General features: G+C 47.0%; 17 protein-coding genes. 8 read left to right on the forward strand and 9 right to left on the reverse strand.

Annotation, left to right across the window (positions count from 1 at the left end; all coding sequences use genetic code 11):
* Nucleotides 1-276: 276 nt before the first annotated feature.
* Nucleotides 277-1923 carry a GlyGly-anchored extracellular serine protease VesC gene (vesC, locus tag T411_RS0106755; protein ID WP_001043985.1) on the forward strand — a complete coding sequence of 549 codons (1647 nt, stop codon included), beginning with the start codon at nucleotides 277-279 and terminating at the stop codon, nucleotides 1921-1923.
* Between the two features lie 80 nt (nucleotides 1924-2003).
* Here vesC and T411_RS0106760 read toward each other — a convergent pair whose 3' ends face one another.
* Nucleotides 2004-3767 (reverse strand): SgrR family transcriptional regulator, encoded by a 1764-nt coding sequence (locus T411_RS0106760; RefSeq protein WP_001281667.1) that lies wholly within the window; start codon nucleotides 3765-3767, stop codon nucleotides 2004-2006.
* 229 nt (nucleotides 3768-3996) lie between these two features.
* Here T411_RS0106760 and T411_RS1000000121080 point away from each other — a divergent pair, with 229 nt between their 5' ends.
* Both T411_RS1000000121080 and T411_RS0106770 read left to right on the forward strand, forming a co-directional pair.
* Nucleotides 3997-4161 (forward strand): hypothetical protein, encoded by a 165-nt coding sequence (locus tag T411_RS1000000121080; RefSeq protein WP_000470863.1) that lies wholly within the window; start codon nucleotides 3997-3999, stop codon nucleotides 4159-4161.
* 170 nt (nucleotides 4162-4331) lie between these two features.
* Complete coding sequence (locus T411_RS0106770; protein WP_001007814.1) at nucleotides 4332-4940, forward strand: HAD family hydrolase; 609 nt, start codon at nucleotides 4332-4334, stop codon at nucleotides 4938-4940.
* Between the two features lie 116 nt (nucleotides 4941-5056).
* Here the strand turns inward: T411_RS0106770 and T411_RS0106775 are convergent, their stop codons facing one another.
* Nucleotides 5057-6247 carry a DUF3103 domain-containing protein gene (locus T411_RS0106775; RefSeq protein ID WP_000549490.1) on the reverse strand — a complete coding sequence of 397 codons (1191 nt, stop codon included), beginning with the start codon at nucleotides 6245-6247 and terminating at the stop codon, nucleotides 5057-5059.
* A 385-nt stretch (nucleotides 6248-6632) separates the two neighbouring features.
* The gene (locus tag T411_RS0106780) at nucleotides 6633-8339 is read right to left on the reverse strand and encodes a methyl-accepting chemotaxis protein (protein WP_001908182.1); all 1707 of its coding nucleotides are present in this window, start codon (nucleotides 8337-8339) and stop codon (nucleotides 6633-6635) included.
* Nucleotides 8340-8613: 274 nt separating this feature from the next.
* Here T411_RS0106780 and T411_RS0106790 point away from each other — a divergent pair, with 274 nt between their 5' ends.
* A complete protein-coding gene (locus T411_RS0106790) occupies nucleotides 8614-9015 on the forward strand; it encodes a ribosome recycling factor family protein (protein WP_001143309.1) in 402 nt (133 codons plus the stop codon).
* Between the two features lie 91 nt (nucleotides 9016-9106).
* Nucleotides 9107-9880, forward strand: a complete 774-nt coding sequence (locus T411_RS0106795) for an EAL domain-containing protein (protein ID WP_000547542.1) — start codon at nucleotides 9107-9109, stop codon at nucleotides 9878-9880.
* A gap of 149 nt (nucleotides 9881-10029) precedes the next feature.
* On the opposite strand, the gene rplY is transcribed toward T411_RS0106795, so the two are convergent.
* From rplY to radD, 5 genes are all read right to left on the reverse strand, one after another.
* A complete protein-coding gene (gene rplY / locus T411_RS0106800; protein ID WP_000667185.1) occupies nucleotides 10030-10308 on the reverse strand; it encodes a 50S ribosomal protein L25 in 279 nt (92 codons plus the stop codon).
* A 157-nt stretch (nucleotides 10309-10465) separates the two neighbouring features.
* Nucleotides 10466-11839, reverse strand: coding sequence for an ATP-binding protein (locus T411_RS0106805; RefSeq protein ID WP_001121900.1), 1374 nt, complete (start codon nucleotides 11837-11839; stop codon nucleotides 10466-10468).
* Nucleotides 11829-12488 (reverse strand): response regulator transcription factor, encoded by a 660-nt coding sequence (locus T411_RS0106810; protein WP_000699609.1) that lies wholly within the window; start codon nucleotides 12486-12488, stop codon nucleotides 11829-11831. Before T411_RS0106810 ends, T411_RS0106805 begins: the two co-directional genes overlap by 11 nt.
* Nucleotides 12489-12499: 11 nt before the next feature.
* Entirely contained in the window at nucleotides 12500-12901 is a 402-nt protein-coding gene (locus tag T411_RS0106815) for a PepSY domain-containing protein (RefSeq protein ID WP_001165430.1), read from the reverse strand.
* A gap of 270 nt (nucleotides 12902-13171) precedes the next feature.
* Nucleotides 13172-14956, reverse strand: coding sequence for a DNA repair helicase RadD (radD, locus tag T411_RS0106820; protein ID WP_000288439.1), 1785 nt, complete (start codon nucleotides 14954-14956; stop codon nucleotides 13172-13174).
* A gap of 133 nt (nucleotides 14957-15089) precedes the next feature.
* Between radD and rsuA the strand changes: the two genes are divergently transcribed.
* The 3 genes from rsuA to T411_RS0106835 all read left to right on the forward strand — a co-directional run bounded on the left by rsuA (nucleotide 15090) and on the right by T411_RS0106835 (nucleotide 17968).
* Nucleotides 15090-15785 carry a 16S rRNA pseudouridine(516) synthase RsuA gene (gene rsuA, locus T411_RS0106825; RefSeq protein ID WP_001234866.1) on the forward strand — a complete coding sequence of 232 codons (696 nt, stop codon included), beginning with the start codon at nucleotides 15090-15092 and terminating at the stop codon, nucleotides 15783-15785.
* Nucleotides 15786-16103: 318 nt separating this feature from the next.
* On the forward strand, nucleotides 16104-17309 hold the full coding sequence (locus T411_RS0106830; protein ID WP_000108084.1) for a Bcr/CflA family multidrug efflux MFS transporter: 1206 nt from the start codon (nucleotides 16104-16106) through the stop codon (nucleotides 17307-17309).
* Nucleotides 17309-17968 carry a DUF2913 family protein gene (locus T411_RS0106835; protein ID WP_000024969.1) on the forward strand — a complete coding sequence of 220 codons (660 nt, stop codon included), beginning with the start codon at nucleotides 17309-17311 and terminating at the stop codon, nucleotides 17966-17968. The genes T411_RS0106830 and T411_RS0106835 overlap by 1 nt, the downstream gene beginning before the upstream one ends.
* 103 nt (nucleotides 17969-18071) lie before the next feature.
* Here the strand turns inward: T411_RS0106835 and T411_RS0106840 are convergent, their stop codons facing one another.
* Nucleotides 18072-19508: a DUF2867 domain-containing protein gene (locus tag T411_RS0106840; protein WP_000757236.1), complete on the reverse strand. Its 1437-nt coding sequence runs from the start codon at nucleotides 19506-19508 to the stop codon at nucleotides 18072-18074.
* Between the last annotated feature and the right edge of the window lie 15 nt (nucleotides 19509-19523).

The following is a 19523-nucleotide window of genomic DNA, read 5'->3' on the forward strand; positions in this document are numbered from 1 at the left end:
TCTTGGTTTCAATAAAATCTGATGCGTATGAATTATGAGGCTTATTCAATAAATGGAGTTTTTATTCTAATCCAATGAATCAAGGTCACTTTTTATACATTTTTCTGTTGAATGGTTTAGTGATAAATCACTAATAATTCGAGGATATTTAGTGTGAAATCCGTTCATACTCTGCAATAGATAGAAATGTTCTATTCACATTGCTTTACATTTTATTTTTTCATGATATGGTATCGTTCCCATCAATGGTCTGGGTGGGAGTTATCAGAGGTATCTATGAACAAAACATTTTTATCAGGAGTGGTTGGAACACTTCTTTTTACATCTTTTCAGTTCAGTGCTTCTGGAACGGAATCCGGAGTCTCTAGCCGTATTATTGGTGGAGAACAAGCGACTGCAGGCGAATGGCCTTATATGGTTGCGCTAACCGCTCGAAATAGTAGCCACGTTTTTTGTGGTGGTAGTTATCTTGGTGGTCGTTATGTTTTGACTGCTGCGCACTGTGTGGATAAAGAAGATCCTGCTAAGGGGGATGTACTGCTCGGTGCTTTTGACATGAATGATGTTAATACTGCAGAGAGAATTCATGTCAGACAAATTTATGTGCATAATAGCTATATTACTGCTTCAATGGGCAATGATATTGCTGTTCTTGAATTGGAACGGGATCCCTTACCTCGAAGATCTGTGCAAATTTCAGATTCATCGGATTTCAATGAGTTGACAAAAGATTCGCCAATGACGGTGATCGGTTTTGGTAATCGTAAAGAAGTCGATGGTGAGAAATCCGATCCTGCAACCATATTACACCAAGTACAGGTCCCCTTTGTTCCACTCCCGGAATGTAAAACAAAAGGCAGTGATCAGGACGCTAAAAACAATTACTCTCAACTAACCAATAACGCGTTTTGTGCCGGTTCGTTTGGCAAAGACGCTTGTTCTGGTGACAGCGGTGGCCCTATCTTTTTTGATTCCAACAATGGTCGAAAGCAGATGGGCGTTGTTAGCTGGGGGGATGGCTGTGGTCGAGCCAATAGTCCTGGTGTTTATACTAACCTCAGCGTTTTTAATGATTGGTTAGATGATCAGCAACTAGGTCTATCCTATCGCCAAAAACGAGACTTAGGAGTAGTAAGACCAGGTTCGTATACTCATAATTTAACTTTTACGAATAACGGTAATGCTGACATCAACTTGGGCAATACCTTTGTTTTTGTTGTTGGCATTTCTAGAACAGACGCTGCTGCGATTGTGAATAATAGCTGTACAGGAGTGTTAGCTTCAGGAGCGAGTTGTGACGTTGAGTTTAGCTATAATATTACTGAACATAAACAGAGTTATGTAAAATTGATAATAGGATCAAGTACTTATAAGACGGGTGCTGTTCATGCCTACCTCTATTTTGATGCTTTGGACGCTGCGCCTTCAGAAACAGTAAGCTTTTTAGCGAATTTACCTGTCCATAATACCCACGTGAATGATCACCCTTGGACGGTTGTCGGTAATGGTCTGCAGACTTCAGCTTTACCAGCTGGAGAAGAGTCTGTAATTTTGTTGGAAAACCTACCTCAAGGTAGACTCAAATTCCACTATAAACTGTCGTCAAGTGAAGTTCTCGATCAGCTATTTGTCTACGTGAATGATAAGTTTAAGGGTAAATACTTTAACAACACGGAAAATCTAGCCACACTTGATATGTATGGTACGAATAACAAGGTTCGATTTGTATACAGAAGACATAGCGGTAGTACTGATGACCAAAGTCGAGCCATATTGAGCCAAATAAGCTACGATCCAAAATTCTTTGATCTACCTCCACCGCTTGATATTCGTATCGGTGATAGTGGCGGCGGTAGCCTAGGTGGGGCAGCCTTAGCTCTTCTCTTTGGTTGTGGCTGGTTACGTCGTCGTCAACGCGTCTGATCTATCGATAGCCAATTTTGTTTACTCAAAGCCAACCGTGATAGGTTGGCTTTGTCGTTTTTGGCAAATCGTTGGGAGAGCTAGTCCGCCGACCACACATTGCGAATATCCGGCCAACCCCAGTTGGTGAGCGCAACATCATGTAATACACCGTGGAAACGCAAGGTTTGTCTATGGTGGAAAAGAGGCGCCAGCCAAGATTCACTGACCAGAAGTGAAGCAATCGGCTCCAGTTGATCGAGATATTGAGGTAATTGCGCTTGCTCACGTACGGCATTTAATTGCTGCATCAGCCATATCACCTCATCTTGGCTGGCGCACGCATGCAGAATCGGGTTGCTGAATAACATAGCAAAAGCGGAAGCGTGGCGGTTGTCATCCAAATTAATGTTGGTCAGTACCAAGGTTTCATCCAGCTCGCCCTTGAGCGCACGTTGATTCAATTCCCGATAAGTGTAAGTGTGAATGCTTAATGTAATGCCTTGAGCTGCAAGCAATCTGGCAATCGCTTGGGCACAGGTCTGTAATGCGGTGTAGTTGTACAAGGCCAAGGTCAACTGCGTGGGAAGCGCAACTTTCGGAGCTGGAGATTTCAACACAGCGCGCCAGCTTGGCAGCAAGTTGTGCGCGGGTTCGACGCCAAACATCTCTCCGTGACAGCGAATATCTTGCTCAATCGTGTTTGGATTGAGTAGCTCGCTGAGTCGGTGTGCTTGAGCTTGATCCAACGGTTGCTTGGCTCTCTGGTTAAACAGCACCATTAAACACCCATCTTCGACGCGGCTTTGCTGTTGGGCGGCAGAGGTTAAATGAGGCGAGTCTGATAGTGAGACTTGATGATGGCTGGTCGTATTGGCTTCCGGCTGATTAGTTTCAATGAGTGGGCGACTTAAACGCTCCTCATCGACTTGCCAAATGGTCACACGATCGGTCAAGGCTCGACAGCCGTAGAATTGACTGAATGCTTTGAGTTTGAGTTTATTGCGGGTGTGTTCCTGAACTTCAAAAGGGCCACAACCTATCACAGGAACAATTTGTCCTTCATGAAATTGGCTGTAATTCAATTGACTGACCGGTTGAATGGCGTATTTCACGCCAGATATCATCCCTGCAAATCCCGGATCTGGGCGCTCTAAGTTGAATACCACTTGAAAAGGGGTTGGCGCTTTAATATCGCTAATATGTGCCAGCTCTGCACGGTGTGTTTCTAGACTAGAGAGTTTAGCAAACAGGCTGACAATGGTATTGGCATCCAGCGGCGCACCATTATGAAAGGTTAATTCGGGTCGCAGATAAAACGTCCATTGCCAAGTGTGCGGATCATAATGCCAATGATGCGCCAGTTCGGGGTGTACATGGCCATTAGCATCAGAGCTGACCAAACAACTGTAGATCTGACGGATCAAAAAACGCTCACTACTTCGCTGAGGAAGATGGGGCAGCAGCGGTTCAAATGGACGCTTATAAGTGAGCTGAATATGCAGCCGTCCTTCTTGTACCGTAGCACCAGACGTTTTCTTTAACAGTTTGGCAAAAGCGACCTCATCGTTATCTAAAATCGCTAATGCTCGTTCGTATTTACCGATCTGTACTCGTTTGGCCGCCAGTTGCTCCTTGAGTGGCTCAAGTTCTCTGTGCAGTAATAATGAAGAGCGGTGATGTCGTCCTGCCTTCGGTGTCCAAGTTAACCAACCCAATTGATTCAAACGCACCAGCAAATTTCTTGCGTGACGAGGACTCGTAAACAGTCGCTCCGCCAGTTCAGGCAAAGTGGTTTTAATATCGTGACCCACACCCAAGGGAGTCAGCCTAGCGTAATAGCGCAATAAATTGAGATCAGACATGGTTACCTCAACGCTTAGCTCATCTGCGGCTATTGTAGTGAAAAAAGGTGGAGTTAATGGTGAAAACCTACGGGTGGTTTGTTCCTCATTTCTCGACTTCTCAGTGCGAAATTCCCAATTTTCTGCGTAAAACGGTGTAATGCGGAGCAAAGTGATTTAAATCGCTCACTTTTTTGTTTCCTTAATCAGGATGACAATAAAAGCATCAACACAACAAGGAGTGCAGAGTATGTTCATATCACCCGTTAACGAACAGACGATGGCCGCCTACTATCAACAACGGCTGCAGCAAACTCATAGTGTGATTGAGCGAATGGCGTTGGTTGCGTTATTTGAGTTGCTCTTTACTCAAACGCCCCCTGAGCCAGAACAGCCCAAATCATCAACCCCATAACGAGATAAAACCCGCAGCACTTGCACTATTGCTCCTGACGCTTCCCCCAAGCTGATACGCAAGTGCTGCTTCTTTACTACCTGCGTAGGGTGACTTTGTGAGCACATAGCCAATAATGTACAGCTGAGTTCGCTAAACTCTTTCCCTCACTGAATGAATAGGAGAGGGTGATGGCAATCCGTAATGTGGTATTTGATGTTGGTAATGTGATCGTAAAATGGGCACCACAAGACATTGCCCAACTGACGTTTGGTGAGGGAGAAGAGAGTGCCTTCATGGCAACGGCTGTATTTAAAAGTGAGTTCTGGCGCGATTTGAATAAAGGAAAATACACTGAAGCGGAAGTGAAACGCGCACTCCATCAGCAATTAGGACTTTCCTCTGACACTCTAGAACAACTCTTTTTCCATATTAAAAATACCCAAGTTTTGCTGCCCGGAACCTTGCAATTAATGGATGATCTCCTCAAAGCAGGTTATCGCCTCTACGCGTTGACCGACAATGTGAACGAGATTGTCGCTTACTTAAAAAAACAATATGGCTTTTGGCCCAAATTTACTGGCGCAGTAGTGTCGAGTGAGTGTGGTTTGCTTAAACCTGATCCGGCGATTTACCAGCATCTGGCAGACTCCCAGCGCATTCTCCCGCAAGAAAGTGTCTTTATGGATGATATGCCAGCCAATGTCGAGGGGGCGCGCCAACAAGGATTTCATGCCATTCAATTTGTTGATGCGCACCAAGCAAGAGTGCAGCTAGCGCAAATGGGGCTGCACTTTTAAAGGTCAGCACTTTGGCTAAAAAGATGAATACTTGATGTGGTAACGTCAAGCCGTTTGGTTAGCGCAATGAATAGGGCAGGTGAAAAACCTGCCCTATGTGTTTGTTTGTCTTGTGGCTATTTCGTCGGATAAATCGTCAAAGGCTCAAACGTCGCCGTTGCATTGCCGTTGGCTCCCGGATGATCGGTGTATTGTGTGTCTTGCATTAGGGTATAAAACACATCAACGAAGTCGTCATCATTTACAAGGACACCATCGGGAATGGCCTCGATAATTTTTCCCGTGATCTGCGCAATAATCGCGTAGCCTTGCACTTCAGGATCAGGGATAAGTTTGAGCACCTCTTCCGCCACTTTCACCAGTTGTTTCGCTAGTTCTTTATAATCCGTGCCATCATCTTGCTCCATGAGGATCATGTCCGCAGCACCCCAGCGATAGCGAGTCCAGTGAATGACTACCTGATTCGGGAAATAATCTTGCTTATCGTAATCCAGATAAGGCATATCAATCAGATCAATGGTTGGTTTATCGCGGCTTGGATCAACTCCAGTGACTAGCGCATAAATTTCGGCACGGCCTGAAATCCAAGGTTCTTTGTCATCTTGCAGACGAATTTTCTTTAAAACAGTGGTGGAAATGGGCGCTGTATCGGCGGATGCAGAGCGACTCAAAGAACGTGTCGATGCTTCAATTGAGCTACTCTCTTGCGTAGACAATTGTGGGCTTTGCCCCAAGCGCTGCATTTCCGCCCGCATGGCTTGCAGACCCGCTTTGAGTTCGACGGCGCTGTCGTTATCAACTACAAAGACGGGAACATCTGGCAATTGGTAGACATCGAGTTGGTGGATTTGGCCATACACATCATAAGCTTCAATGTATTGCCAGCTATCATCGTTACCACTCGGCTCAAAAGCAAACAGCGGACTTTGTCCTTCTTGCCACTCTTTGAGCATCGAAGCATCGGCCAAACGCAGTTGCAGAAGTTGCTCTGTAAACTGGTCAATACCTTTTAAGGTGCGCACATTCTTATCTGCAGAGCGTAACTGTTGGCTCATCTCAGTATTTGGCGCGGATTCCACCAGTTCAGAGACTGAAATGCTCAAGTTATCTGCACTGATTTGTGTTTTGAGTGTGTGCGCGTAAGCGGCATAGTTTTGGCTGAAGGATTCCGCCAATTGACGCTTTTGTGCAACGACGGCATCCGCCTTCGCTTGCGCTGTTAGTCCGGTGTTGCTTTGTGTTTCTTCTGATTGGCAGCCAACCAGTGCAACAGTCAGAAGCACTGCTATGGAGAGTGGTTTATGCATAGGTGAACCCTTTTCTTGTTGTAGTGAATAGAGCCATAGCTCTATTGGGCTCAAACTACCACGCTTTGCACGTTACACAGAGAGAAACTATTCAGCAGATTTATCTTTGTGGCTCAAGATCAAATTCTGCAACATAAGGGTGAGATTGCAGCATAAAGTGCTACTGTGCTCGGGTGAATGATTTTTAGAGTTGTCAAAGTTTGGTTAAACGTCGAATTATCTTCTGTTTCAAGCAATTAGCATCACGTAACCTATTTAAGGCATTTCTCCCCACTTGAAGGAGCAGTGTTCGCACGTTCGCTCATCCTAATCACATCGTTTGAGATGTTGATGAGGATAGACTCGTTTTTCGTTTCGCTGCCACTCCAAGTCGTTTTGGGATATGTCAGGCATTGTAACGCGCGACTTCCTGTTGCATGCTCTCGGCGAGTCTTGCCAGCTCCAAGGTTGCTTCAGAGCTTTGTTGTGCTCCCAACGCGGTTTGGTTGGAGATTTCGCTGATGGTGATGATGTTTTTATTGATCTCCTCAGTCACCGCACTTTGCTCCTCTGACGCTGTCGCAATTTGCGTGTTCATGGTCGAGATACGATCGACGTTAGCCGTAATTTGAGACAGCGCCGTCCCTGCCAAACGTGCTTTTTCAACGGCTTTTGATGCTCCAGAAACCCCTTGTTCAATTAAATTCGCCGAATCTCGACTGCTCTGCTGTAAGCGCTGCACTGTCTGTAGGATCTGTTTCGTCGATTCTTGGGTGCGGCTTGCTAAGGTTCTGACCTCATCGGCGACGACTGCAAATCCTCGTCCTTGTTCACCCGCGCGAGCGGCTTCGATCGCAGCATTCAGCGCCAATAAATTGGTTTGCTCTGAAATACTCTGAATCACATCCACAACACTGCCAATGTCTTCTGAATCTTTGGCAAGTAACTGCATGGCGGCAAGCATCTTTTGTAAATCGTTGGATAGCCCTTCAATCATCGCAATATTTTCCTCAACGACCTTGCGTCCCTGCATCGCGGCTTGTTCTGCTTCTTCAGAGGCTTCTGCAGCAAGGCCTGCACTTTGCGCGACTTCGTGTACGGTGGCGGTGAACTGATGGATTGCGGCAGCAATTTGCTGTGTTTGCGACTGCTGTTCGACGATGTTTTGCTTCGTTTGCATCGCAACGGCCGCGTTTTCCTCGGCAGCCGTCGCTAAAGCAGAGACTGAGTGGCGATTACTGCTAATGACTTCTTGAAAGCTCGTTACAATTCGGTTGACGTATTTAGCAATATCCGAAAATTCATCGTTCCCAGTGACGGGGATGCGTTGAGTGAGATCGCCAGCGGCAATATGGGTGGCAGAACTGGCTAAGTGGTGCACTGCATTATTGACTCGCTTAGCAATCAGTAGTGCTAAGCTGGTAGTCACTATCAAGGCAAAAGCACCCAGTAAGCTGACCATCCAGATAAATTGGTTAATCTCGTGTTGAGAGGCAGAAAAGTTATTTTTTCCTTCTTGGGTTTGAATGTCGAGAAAGGCTTCCGCCGCTTTTTTGATCTCGTTATAAAGAGGGTTAATGACTTGGAGCAGAATTAAGTTAGCCGCATCGTATTTTTCAGCCTTGAGCTGTTGGAGAGCGGGTTCAAATCCTTGACGAGTGACTTGATCCAGCTTTTCTTTCAAGGTTTGGATCACGGCTTTTTCTTGAACATCCAATACGGTAGCCAATATTTCGTTATCCACAATACGGTGCAAATTGGTCAGCGATGTTTGGATACCTTCGACGTGCATTGTGATCGGATGATCATGCATCAGCGCGTATTTGGAGGAAGGGTCATGCTGGAAAGCTAACAGCAGTTGGCTGCGCGCGCTGCCTAACTCATCCAATATGCGTCCAGCACGAATCGTATGTTGCATTCCTTTTGTATAAAGCGATTCAATCGAATCTGAAGCACTTTGCATGCCTGTCAAGCCTTTGAAACCCAAGAAAAGAATGGAAACCACGATCAGCACCACGATCAGTTTCAAGCGTAGGCCAACGCTATGCAGTGAGTTTGTAGTGCCCGCTATTATTGTGCGATGAGCATTGTTATGTTGATTGGATACCATCATCCATCCCCCGACAAAAAGTAAAAAGTTAATGAAATTATACTGATTTGAGTATGGTCCAAACTGGATAATTGGATTGAATTTCATAACGTTATGATACGTAGATCATGATTTTTATGGATGATATTCACAAGGATGACGGTCTACTGACAATATCAGACACTGAAAATGAACCCACTGTTATAAAATACCCATTGAATGCTCTTGGTATATTGATGTTAATTATCATCACTATCCAGAACGTATTTGAGAGAACCTTAATAACTGGAGTGGAGAGATGCCAACAACCGATCAAGCGATAGCCATTACTTTGCCTTCTTTGATTCATCGTATAGGTAGCGATACCGTTAAGCGATTGAAACTGCAGGCACAGACTTTTGATTGCGAGTTAAAGCGTATTCGTCGCTCGCGAAATTGGCAGTTATTAGGTGAAGCGGCCTCGATGCAGAAATTTGTTATCCAAATCAAGCAGACCGAATATCAAGTTGCTGAATATCTGATTCGACGCGTGGAAGCCGGTTTAAGGCTGCCGAGCGACAAGATCGAACCCATCGAAGTCCAGCTGCAGCGTTTAGTTCAGCAAAATCCGTCCATAACCTTAGCGGAACTCATGGCAGCTACACATTGCAGCTTGATGCAGGCGCGAGCGGCTCGTTTTGCTGAGGAGAGCTTTGAGTGACCTTTTTGATGAAGTAAGATTAAGTAGAATCTTTGCTTTATGTGTCGAATATAACTAGTCTTTAATGAGTCTATAATTAAGGCATAGTCAAATGCATATTATTCCTGTGGCGTCAGATCCCAAAACTTGTTCATGTGGTGTGAATGAAAATTCGCTAGATTTTGATTTTACTATGGCATTTCAACCTATAGTAAATTGCAGAACGAAAGAAATATTTGGCTATGAAGCTTTAGTGCGAGGTTTAAATAACGAATCGGCTTATTCGGTTATTTCAAGAGTTAATGAAGATAATCGCTATTTATTTGATCAAATGTGTAGAGTTAAAGCGATTGCTCTTGCCGCCAAGTTAGGACTGACCAGTAAATTAAGTATAAACTTTCTCCCCAACGCTATTTATGTGCCAGAGCGTTGTATTCGTACTACGTTAGAGGCCGCGAAACGTTACCAGTTTCCGATCGAAAATATTATGTTCGAATTTACCGAGGCTGAGCGGGTAGAAGATGTTAATCACATAAAAAGGATTGTCGAATACTATAAATCTTTGGGTTTTCAAACAGCAATTGATGATTTTGGTTCTGGCTATTCAGGGTTAAATTTATTGGCTGATTTTCAAACCAATATTGTAAAAGTGGATATGGGGTTGATAAGAAATATCCATGCCGATCAGGTTCGTCAGTCGATCATGAAAAACTGTTTAAAGCTGTTTAGTGATTTAAATATTCAACCGCTGGCTGAAGGTGTGGAGAGTCATGCTGAGTTTGCTTGGTTAAAAGCGGCAGGCGTTGAGTTAATGCAAGGCTATTATTTTGCAAAGCCCGGCTTTGAGAGCCTACCAAGTGTCAATCCTGAGTTCAGCGAAGCGTGAATTGTAAATTAGATTGGTTCTAAAACGGTGAAACCCCGACAGTTGGTAGCTATCGGGGTTTCGAATTTTTAGATTTCTCGGTTGGTAATGCCGATGATCTTATTTATGCAAAAGGCTGGATTTAATCCGAGTAATTCCTTGGTAGGGAATTAGATACGGATGAAGTCCATGTGCTCAACTTTTGGCTTGTACGCGTGGCGTTGAACGTCTTGAGGCTTCACTTTCACTTCTTGGCCGTCGATAACCAGAACGATAGCTTCGTAAAACTCAGGCTTGTCCATCTGGTTCATCACGTCATCGTGGTTCAGTGAGATAGAAACTGGAGCTGCTTCACCACCGTAAACGATCGCTGGGAAGTAACCAGTGTTACGTAGGCGGCGGCTCGCACCTTTACCTAGATCAGTACGTAATACTGCTTCGAATTTCATAGTATTTACTCTCAAATTAGTAAAAAACAGAGTGACAGGGCAATGCGACCTTGCCCGTGTCGTAGAGTTTCCAAACCTATAGGAGGGTCAGAAACGAGCGCGGATACTAGCATTCATTGCTCTCTCGGGCAACTGAAAATCCGTTTTTGCACCGCATTTAATGGGATTTGACGGCTTTGGCTGCGCGAGTGGGTTGTTTTAAGGTCAGAGTGGCTTTTAAGCCGCCTAACTGACTCTCTCCTAAAGCCAATGCTCCACGATAACTGTGCGCCATTTCACTCACAATATTAAGCCCAAGCCCAGTGCCGGGCGTGGTTTCATCCAAGCGCACTCCGCGTTTGAGGGCTTTTTCGCGGTTCGTTGCACTGATGCCTGCGCCATCGTCTTCCACGCAGATCTGTACCCAATCGTCACTCAGTATTTGGCTGTGTACACGAATTAAGCTGTTGGCCCATTTGTAGCTGTTTTCCAGAAGGTTACCGATCATTTCATCTAGGTCAGTCGGTTCAACGGCCACTTCTAAGTCCGAATCCAGCTCATTCACCAAGGTGATTCCACGTTCAGCGTAAACCTTATCAAATGCTTGTGAAATAGCATCGACTCGCGCACTGGGTGCGGTTTTAACCGAAAGAATATTGGCGGAACCCGCCATACGAGCACGCCCTAGATGGTAGTCAATTTGCTGCTGGATCTGCTCAACAGAAGGCTGTAACTGGATTCTGAGCTGGGCATCATTCAACTGAGTGACTTCGTTTTTGAGCACAGAAAGTGGTGTTTTTAATGCGTGGGATAAGTTCCCCGCATGGTGTCTGGCTCGCTCAAGCAGCTCTTGGTAATGAAAGAGGAGAGCGTTGAGATCATTGACTAGCGGTGAAATCTCTTGTGGGTAATCGCCATTCAACGCATTTTGCTGGCCATCTCGCAAGGCTGAGAGTTCGCGCTGCATTTTCGAAAGTGGGCGGAGTGACCACGTCACTTGTACGCCAGTTAAAACGAGTATCCCGCTGAACAATAGAGCCAAAATCATCCACAACTCTTTGCTCACGCGCTGTAGCGTGGCTTTTAGCGGGGCATCATCTAAGCCTATCGTGATTGTGATGGGTTGTGAAAATTCGGGCAGATAAACCGTACGCTTTAATACAATTAACGATTCCTCTTTCGCGCCAAGATAAATCGTACCGTGAACATGGGTTTCTTCGGTCAAAAAGCGATCCCACAACGAGCGTGAGCGAAGCGTTTGATCGCCTAAAGTGGCTGACCAGTAAAGGCCACTATAAGGCTGGGTAAAACGGGGATCCGCAAGTCGAGTGGTGAGGGTTAATTGTCCTTGTGGATTGGCTTCCAAGTTGGCGGTGATCTCATCCATCGACAGTTGCAACTGGTTTTGCACATCTTCCAGCAAATATTGATGGATGAGATTTGGGATCAAATAGCCGGCGGCCAAGATCATCGCGCCCAGCCATAGTGCCGCAGCAAGGAGCAAGCGGGTTTTTAGGCTGAGATGACGTAACGCCCGAGATTTAATTGGCATGCAACTGATACCCAAGACCGCGCACAGTTTTGATCACATCCGGCGCAATTTTCTTACGAATGCGTCCGATGAACACCTCAATGGTATTGGAATCGCGGTCAAAATCTTGCTTATAGATATGTTCGACAAGCTCAGTGCGTGAAATCACTTTCTCAGGGTTATGCATGAAATAGGCGATCACTTTATATTCGAGGGCGGTGAGGCTAACCGCTTGCCCTTGCCACATTACTTTGGAAGTGCGCGTATCTAAACTCAGGTCACCGACTTGCATCACTGGGGAGGCATTGCCGGACGCACGGCGCAGTTGGGCGCGAATACGAGCAATCAACTCAACCATTTCAAAGGGTTTGGTGAGGTAATCGTCCGCTCCTGCATTCAAACCTTCGACCCGTTGAGTGAGGGTGTCGCGTGCACTCAAAATCACCACAGGAGTGTTGATGTTTTCGTCTCGAATGCCTTTAAGGACGGTCAAACCATCCAATTTCGGTAGACCGAGATCGAGTACGATGACGTCCCACTCTTCCGCGGTGGCGCGGTATAAGGCATCGATGCCATCTTGTGCCAGTTCGGGAACCCAACCTGTTTGCTCTAACGCCGAGAGGATCTGCTGGCCTAACTGAACATCATCTTCAACAACTAATATTTTCATGGTCTGCTCGATTATTTTTTGATGGCACGAATCACATTACGTCCGCGAATGGACATCAACTCCAATGTAGCGGCGTTGTATTCGACACGAAAGACTTGATTGTCATACACCAATTTCAGCTCATAAATCCACTCATCGTCATCTTCGTCAAGCTCGACTTTGATCAAACGCCCATTCAACTGCTGATCGACCGTGGCATAGAGCTCGGCAAAAGGGCGAATCAACCCTTTTTGGACGGCGCGATAAACGTCATCTTGGTCTTCATCAATTTCAATTTGCGTCCCTTCACGATACGAGCCTTGTTCCCAGTCTCGCACCTTGTTATCAGCGTGAGTAGGCAGTGCAAACCCTAGCAACAACAATAGGAGTAGGAGGCTGGCTTGCGGTCTTTGCTGAATACGAAAAATCTGCATAGTCAATACCTGAATGTTGAATCTGTTGCCGAGTATAACGAGATAAAAATGAACAGAAAGTGAATTGCGAAACCCCCATCGCTATGGTTTAGATGATGAACGTCTGCTTTGGGTTTGCCTAGTCTCGGCTTTCCCACTCTCTGTCTAATTTTGGTTTGTCTATACCAAAACTACTTGGAGTTGCAGGTAGGCGGCAAGAGAGTGAATCCCCATGAGCATAGATAAACTATGTGATTGGGGTGAGCGAACGTAGCCAACACCGCTGCAGCTTCAAGTAGGAATGGTATAAGCTCGGTTTGATAAGTGAACGTCGATTGGGGAGGCGAACTCATCGGCAAATACTTTGTCGCGAATGGTCCAAAAGCGGCCCGATTTTCGCGCAATCACAAACAGGGGTGGCCGAAAACGGTGCTGATGATCCACGACTTTGGCGGGCGTTGCTGCCTCAAAAGGCCGATGTTTGTCAGCCAGATGTGGACGTACAAATTGGTCGTGAAATTGCTGCTTTTGGCGCGGCGTATTCAGTGGCCAAAACTGGTGTACTTGCACCGCATCTTGCCCGTGGTAAGTCACTTGAAGCTGGCTTTTCCCTTTGGCGTCTTTATGAACTTTTAGGCTCATGTCGGTACATTCAAACACCAGCGCATCTTTAAGATTGAGTGCCTCTTTGAGTTTCTTATCGGGGTCCACTAACGTGGTGTCACACTCATGGCAGATGCGAGCGGCGATGTCGTTATCCGCACCACATTCATTGCAGTATTTCGCACGAAAACGGTAGCCACAATGCTCGCGCTCACCCGTCTCATCATCGGTGAAATAGCCTTGGCAGCGGCGGCCATAGTGCTCAATCAGAAAGCCGTTCGCATCGAGCTTGCCCCAAAAGTTATTGTTAAAACCGCAAGCGGGGCAGGGAATGGTGATGATTTCGCTGTCTGAATCGGGTTTCGGATCGCCCACTTCAGGTTGATACAGATCGTACTGATTACCCGCATAGTCGAGCACCAAACAGTCGGATTTGCCCGCCGCAAGGCGTAGCCCGCGGCCGACAATTTGTTGATAGAGACTGACCGATTCCGTTGGCCTTAAAATCGCAATCAAATCGACATGCGGCGCATCAAATCCGGTAGTGAGCACGGACACATTGACCAAAAACTTAATCTGTTGTTGTTTGAACGCTTGGATAATGCGATCACGCTCTGGCGTCGGGGTATCACCGATCACTAAAGCAGCGTGCTCGGTAGGCAGTAAACGGTAGATCTCTTCGGCGTGACGCACGGTCGCCGCAAAAATCATCACCCCTTGTCGCGCTTTGGCAAGCTCAATGATCTGGGCAACAATTTGCGGAGTGGCGCGCTGTGACTGCTCAATCACCAAGTCGAGTTCTGATTCACGATAGCGCCCGGTATTGGCTGGTTTCAACTGCGAAAAGTCATAGCTCATGACGGGGGTATCAATCAATTGAGCGGGGGTGAGAAAACCTTCATCCAATAAATAGTGAATGGGGAGCTCAAAAATACAGTCGCGGAAAAAACGCGGCTCTTCACTGCGCACTAAACCACGAGTGTGATACTGGTAAATCCATCCCATCCCGAGTCGATAGGGGGTTGCGGTCAGTCCGAGCACTTTCATGCCCGGATTGAGTTCCAGCAAATGCGTGATCACTTTTTGATAACTGCTGTTTTTGTCATCGGGGACGCGGTGGCACTCATCAATCACCAATAAAGAGAACTGGTTTTGGAACTCAGATAAGTTGCGCACCACCGATTGCACTGAGGCAAACACCACTTGTTGATCGGTTTCTTTGCGCCCCAAGCCTGCGGAAAAAATCGCGCCGGTTAAGCCATAGCCTTCATATTTGGCGTGGTTTTGCTCAACCAACTCTTTGACATGGGCCAACACCAATACGCGGCCACGGGCAAGGCGCGCAAGCTCTGCGATCACTAAGCTTTTTCCTGCGCCGGTCGGAAGCACAATCACGGCCGGGGTAGAGTGCTGGCGAAAATAGTGCACGACGGCTTTCACTGAGTCGGCTTGATAAGGTCGTAACGTATACATCCGCTGGGAGTTACCGAGGTTATCTGGGCAATTGACGGCTTTTGCATCGTTTGATGTCGGCCGCAAGCAATTGCGCTGGGTAATTATTGTGTGAGGTCTGTATAATAGCCGACTTCCAGCAGATGAGGTAAGCATGCGTTTAGACAAATTCCTGTGTGATGCGCTCGGTACAACGCGCAAAGAGGCCACTCAACTTCTCAAAAGTGGTGAAGTAACCGTCGATGATGTGGTGCAAAAAAGCGGTGCATTCAAACTCAAAGAGACGTCGTGCGTTGAGTGGCAAGGCCGTGAAATTATGTTGCATGGTCCGCGTTACATCATGATGCACAAACCAGATGGCGTGGTCTGCTCACATGAAGATGGTTTTAACCAAACGGCGTTTACCTTGCTTGATGAAGTGAATGTTGAAGATTTGCACTTTGCAGGCCGCTTGGATGTCGATACCACAGGTTTACTGCTGATCACTGATGATGGGCAATGGTCGCACCGAGTCACGTCACCAAAACATAAGTGCGAGAAGACCTACCGCGTGTGGTTGGCGGATCCCATTCAAGCTGATTACGCAGAGCAATTTAACCGAGGTATTGAATTGCGTGGTGAACGTGAGCTGACTTTGCCTGCGCAACTGGAGGTGATCAGTGAAACGGAAGTGCTATTGACCATCCATGAAGGCAAGTATCACCAAGTGAAGCGTATGTTTGCCGCTTTGGGTAACAAAGTCATAGGGTTACATCGTGAACGCATTGGTCAGATTACCTTAGATGAAACCCTTGAACCGGGGGAATACCGCTATTTGACGGAAGAAGAAGTGGCCTCAATCTGGAAATAAACCAAGATTTAGGAAATAGATTGTTTCTGAATTAGCACTAGTTAATCGCGGCGATTATTAAGATCATATACCCAAACAACTTGGAGTTGCAGGTAGGCGGCAAGTGAGTCCCCCTAAGCATAGAGAGACTATGTGATTGGGGTGAACGAACGTAGCCAACATCGCTGCAGCTTAAGTAGGAAGGGTATAGACCGATAGGACTTAGCGCTGAATTTAAGCGTTAAGTCCTCCCACGTTTTATTGCCTCATCAAGCAATCTCTAATTCGCATACACTTATGGGTGTAGGCGAAAAAACCAATTTAACTCTACGGAGAAGTATGTCTACCTCAACCGTGAATACCCAACAAACACCGCAAATGAGTTTGTTGCTTTATATTGTGCTCGGTGCGCTCGGTGCGTTGACACCGCTGGCGATCGATATGTATTTGCCAGCTATGCCGACCATTGCCCGTGATTTCGGCGTTAACGCTGGTGCGGTGCAAATTACTCTAACTGCCTATACGGCAGGCTTTGCCATTGGCCAATTGCTGCATGGTCCGCTAGCCGATAGTTATGGTCGCCGTCCGGTGATGCTGTGCGGTATCTTCCTCTTTGGTATTGCCGCTATAGTGAGCGCGACGACCAATGGTATTGAAGCCTTAACCTATATTCGTGCCGCGCAAGGTTTTGCGGGTGCGGCGGCGGCCGTGGTCATTCAAGCGGTGGTACGCGATATGTTTGACCGCGAAGATTTTGCGCGGGCGATGTCGTTTGTTACTTTAGTGGTGACTTTGGCTCCCTTGGTGGCGCCCATGATCGGTGGGCATTTGGCGATTTGGTTTGGCTGGCGTTCTATCTTCTGGGTGTTGGCGCTGTTTGCGGCACTCGTTATCGCGATGGTGATGTGGAAAATCCCGGAAACACTGAGCCCTGAAAATCGTCAGCCGCTGCGTTTTCGTAGCACCATGCGCAACTATTTTGATTTGTGTAAAAACCCTGTAGCTATGGGGCTGATTTTCTCTGGCGCATTTTCGTTTGCGGGTATGTTCGCGTTTTTGACAGCCGGCGCGTTTGTGTACATCGATATTTATGGTGTTAGCCCAGACGGTTTCGGATACCTGTTTGGCCTTAATATTGTCGCGATGATTGCGTTGACCACGATCAATGGCCGTTTTGTCAAAAAAATCGGCTCACACAACATGCTACGCTTCGCACTCTTTTTACAGTTGATGGCGGGGATTGGTCTGTTTGTTAGCTGGGTTCTGGATTGGGGATTATGGGGAACCGTACCATTCGTGGTGTTGTTTGTCGGTACAATCTCAACCATTGGCAGTAACTCGATGGGGTTGTTGCTGAGTAAATACCCGCGTATGGCGGGAACCGCATCATCATTAGCGGGCACATTGCGTTTTGGTACGGGCTCAATCATCGGCGCTGTCGTGGCAGCGTTGCCGGGTACTGAAACATGGCCAATGATATTTGTGATGGCGGCTTGTTCTGTGTTATCAGGTGCCTTTTACTGGACGTTAGGAAGAAAAGCGTAATGGCGAATTACCATTTAGAAATTCAAAATGTGGTCAATACTGCACTGGCAGAATTAGAGGCCGAACATAAAGCGGGCAAGCTTGCCAATGCGCCAGTGGCTAACAACCATTTTTTAGTGCATTGGGTGACGAAAGCGCTGAAAGCACAACGTTTTCACCGCTGCGTGGGTGATGATTTAACTCAGTGGCAGAAAGCGGGGCGCTCAAAAGGAACAGAATCACAACTGTTACCGACCTTTCAACGCATCTCCGCGTATTACGCGCATTTTTTTGCAGAGCAAGAGCACACACCGATCACGGATAAACAAATAGAAGCGTTTTTGGATGAGATGGAGCAAGCCGGTTGGGAAGTTTCCACCTCTGAGCCGTTAGTCAATGCAGGAAAAGTGCAGATTTTTACTGACGGCCAGAATTCATTGGCTCTTTGCTCTGTGCAGTGTGAAGCTTGTTTTGATGGTGAACGGTTAGTGAAACCAATGAACTGGTTTGTGCGCGGTCACCACGCTGGCTTTATTGAGAAAGCCTTTGCGGCGGGATTTATGGTGCACAAGCAAACCGATTACAAATCGAATGTGAAATACCATGGTGAGTACCTGATTTTCCCCGCCAACCAAGGTACTCAGTTGGCGGAAATTCCGATTTCTTTTCGTGCTAACTAACTTTTCGTGCTAACTAACTTTTCATGCTAACTAAATAGCTCAGTTAGATCAGTTTGAAAAACGGCGCTCAAAAGCCTGACTGAAGAAAACCTCATCCCGTCGCTTAATCTCGGCGGGATTTTTTTATGATTGCTTTTACCATGCCACGAAAGATAAACAGATGCGCTGGCATCATGGCATACCAGTACATCAAGCCGAGAAAACCTTGTGGGTGCCACCATGCCGTTACATTCAGGCGTCGCTTATCGCCCAAATCATCGATGGTAAATTCCAAACGTCCTAGCCCCGGACCTTTCATACCAAACAGTAAGGACAAAAACTGCTGCGGTTGGCAGCGGATCACCTTCCAAGAGTCGATATAATCTCCCACTGCGAGTTCAGCGCCAGCGGGATAGCGACGAATCGGTTTGCCACCACCAAACAGCACATCCAACCATTCACGAGTACGCCACAGAATATTGGCAAAAAAATACCCTTGATCGCGGCGGCCTATAGTGCGGATGACTTTCCACAGCGCATGGCTGCTTAACTCGGTTTCGATGCTGGCCCCCGCTTGCTTGGGGTAATAACCAAAGCCCGGTTGCCAACGGACAATCGCGTGAGGGTCAAATCCCCATACTTGGCTACGCACAAAGGTCCCTTCGCTGCTGATCGCCGCTTTGACCGCTTCTCGATAGGCGATCAAGGGCTGTGGATAGCGTGCTTCAATCGCTTGGGTGTCGGCAATAAAATCATGTGTTAACCCTTCCAGCAGCGAGCGTCCAATTGAGCTTGGCACCGAAGTCACCATACCGAGCCAGCGTGCAGCCATGCTTGGAGTGAGAAAGCGCGTCGACCATAAGCGATAGTGTTTCCCGGTCAATTCACACAGAATCTGAAACTGTTCGCGATAGCTGAGAATATCAGGCCCGCCAAGCTCAAACGTCTGATGCATCTTTGGCTGCTCTTCGGCAAATTTCAGTAAATAGGTGTTGAGATTAGCCAGAGCAATCGGATTGGCTTGGGAGTCAACCCATTTAGGCGTAATGAGTACTGGCAAGTTGTAGACAAAATCGCGCATGATTTCGAATGCAGCCGAGCCAGGGCCGATGATAACCCCCGCTCTCAGCTCCGTGATCGGGACACATGACTGGCGCAGTATCTGCCCAGTAGCGTAACGTGCTTGTAAATGAGGGGAGCGGCCAGACTCCGGTTGGAGCGAGCTTAAATAGATCACATGTCGTACTTGGCTATGCGCAAGATCGAGCGCGTCTTTTACGTTTTGTGCCAATGAAAGCTCGTAATCGACAAAATCCCCGCCATGCGCCATGCCATGAACCAAGAAAAAGACCAAATCATAATTGGGGATGGTGGCGAGCGTTTTCTGACGATCCGCTAAATCCAGCGTGAGCCGAGTTAAGTTGGGATGAGTGGGCAAGCGCGCATGCAATGTCTCGATATGACGAGAGGCGGCCGTGGTATGGTATCCCGCATTCAGTAGCAGTGGCAGCAACTGCGCCCCTACATAACCTGATGCACCTAACACTAATACCTTTTTCATCCGACGGTCCTTTTT

Origin of the sequence: Vibrio cholerae ATCC 14035, assembly GCF_000621645.1 — a bacterium.
Taxonomy (GTDB): Bacteria; Pseudomonadota; Gammaproteobacteria; order Enterobacterales; family Vibrionaceae; genus Vibrio; species Vibrio cholerae.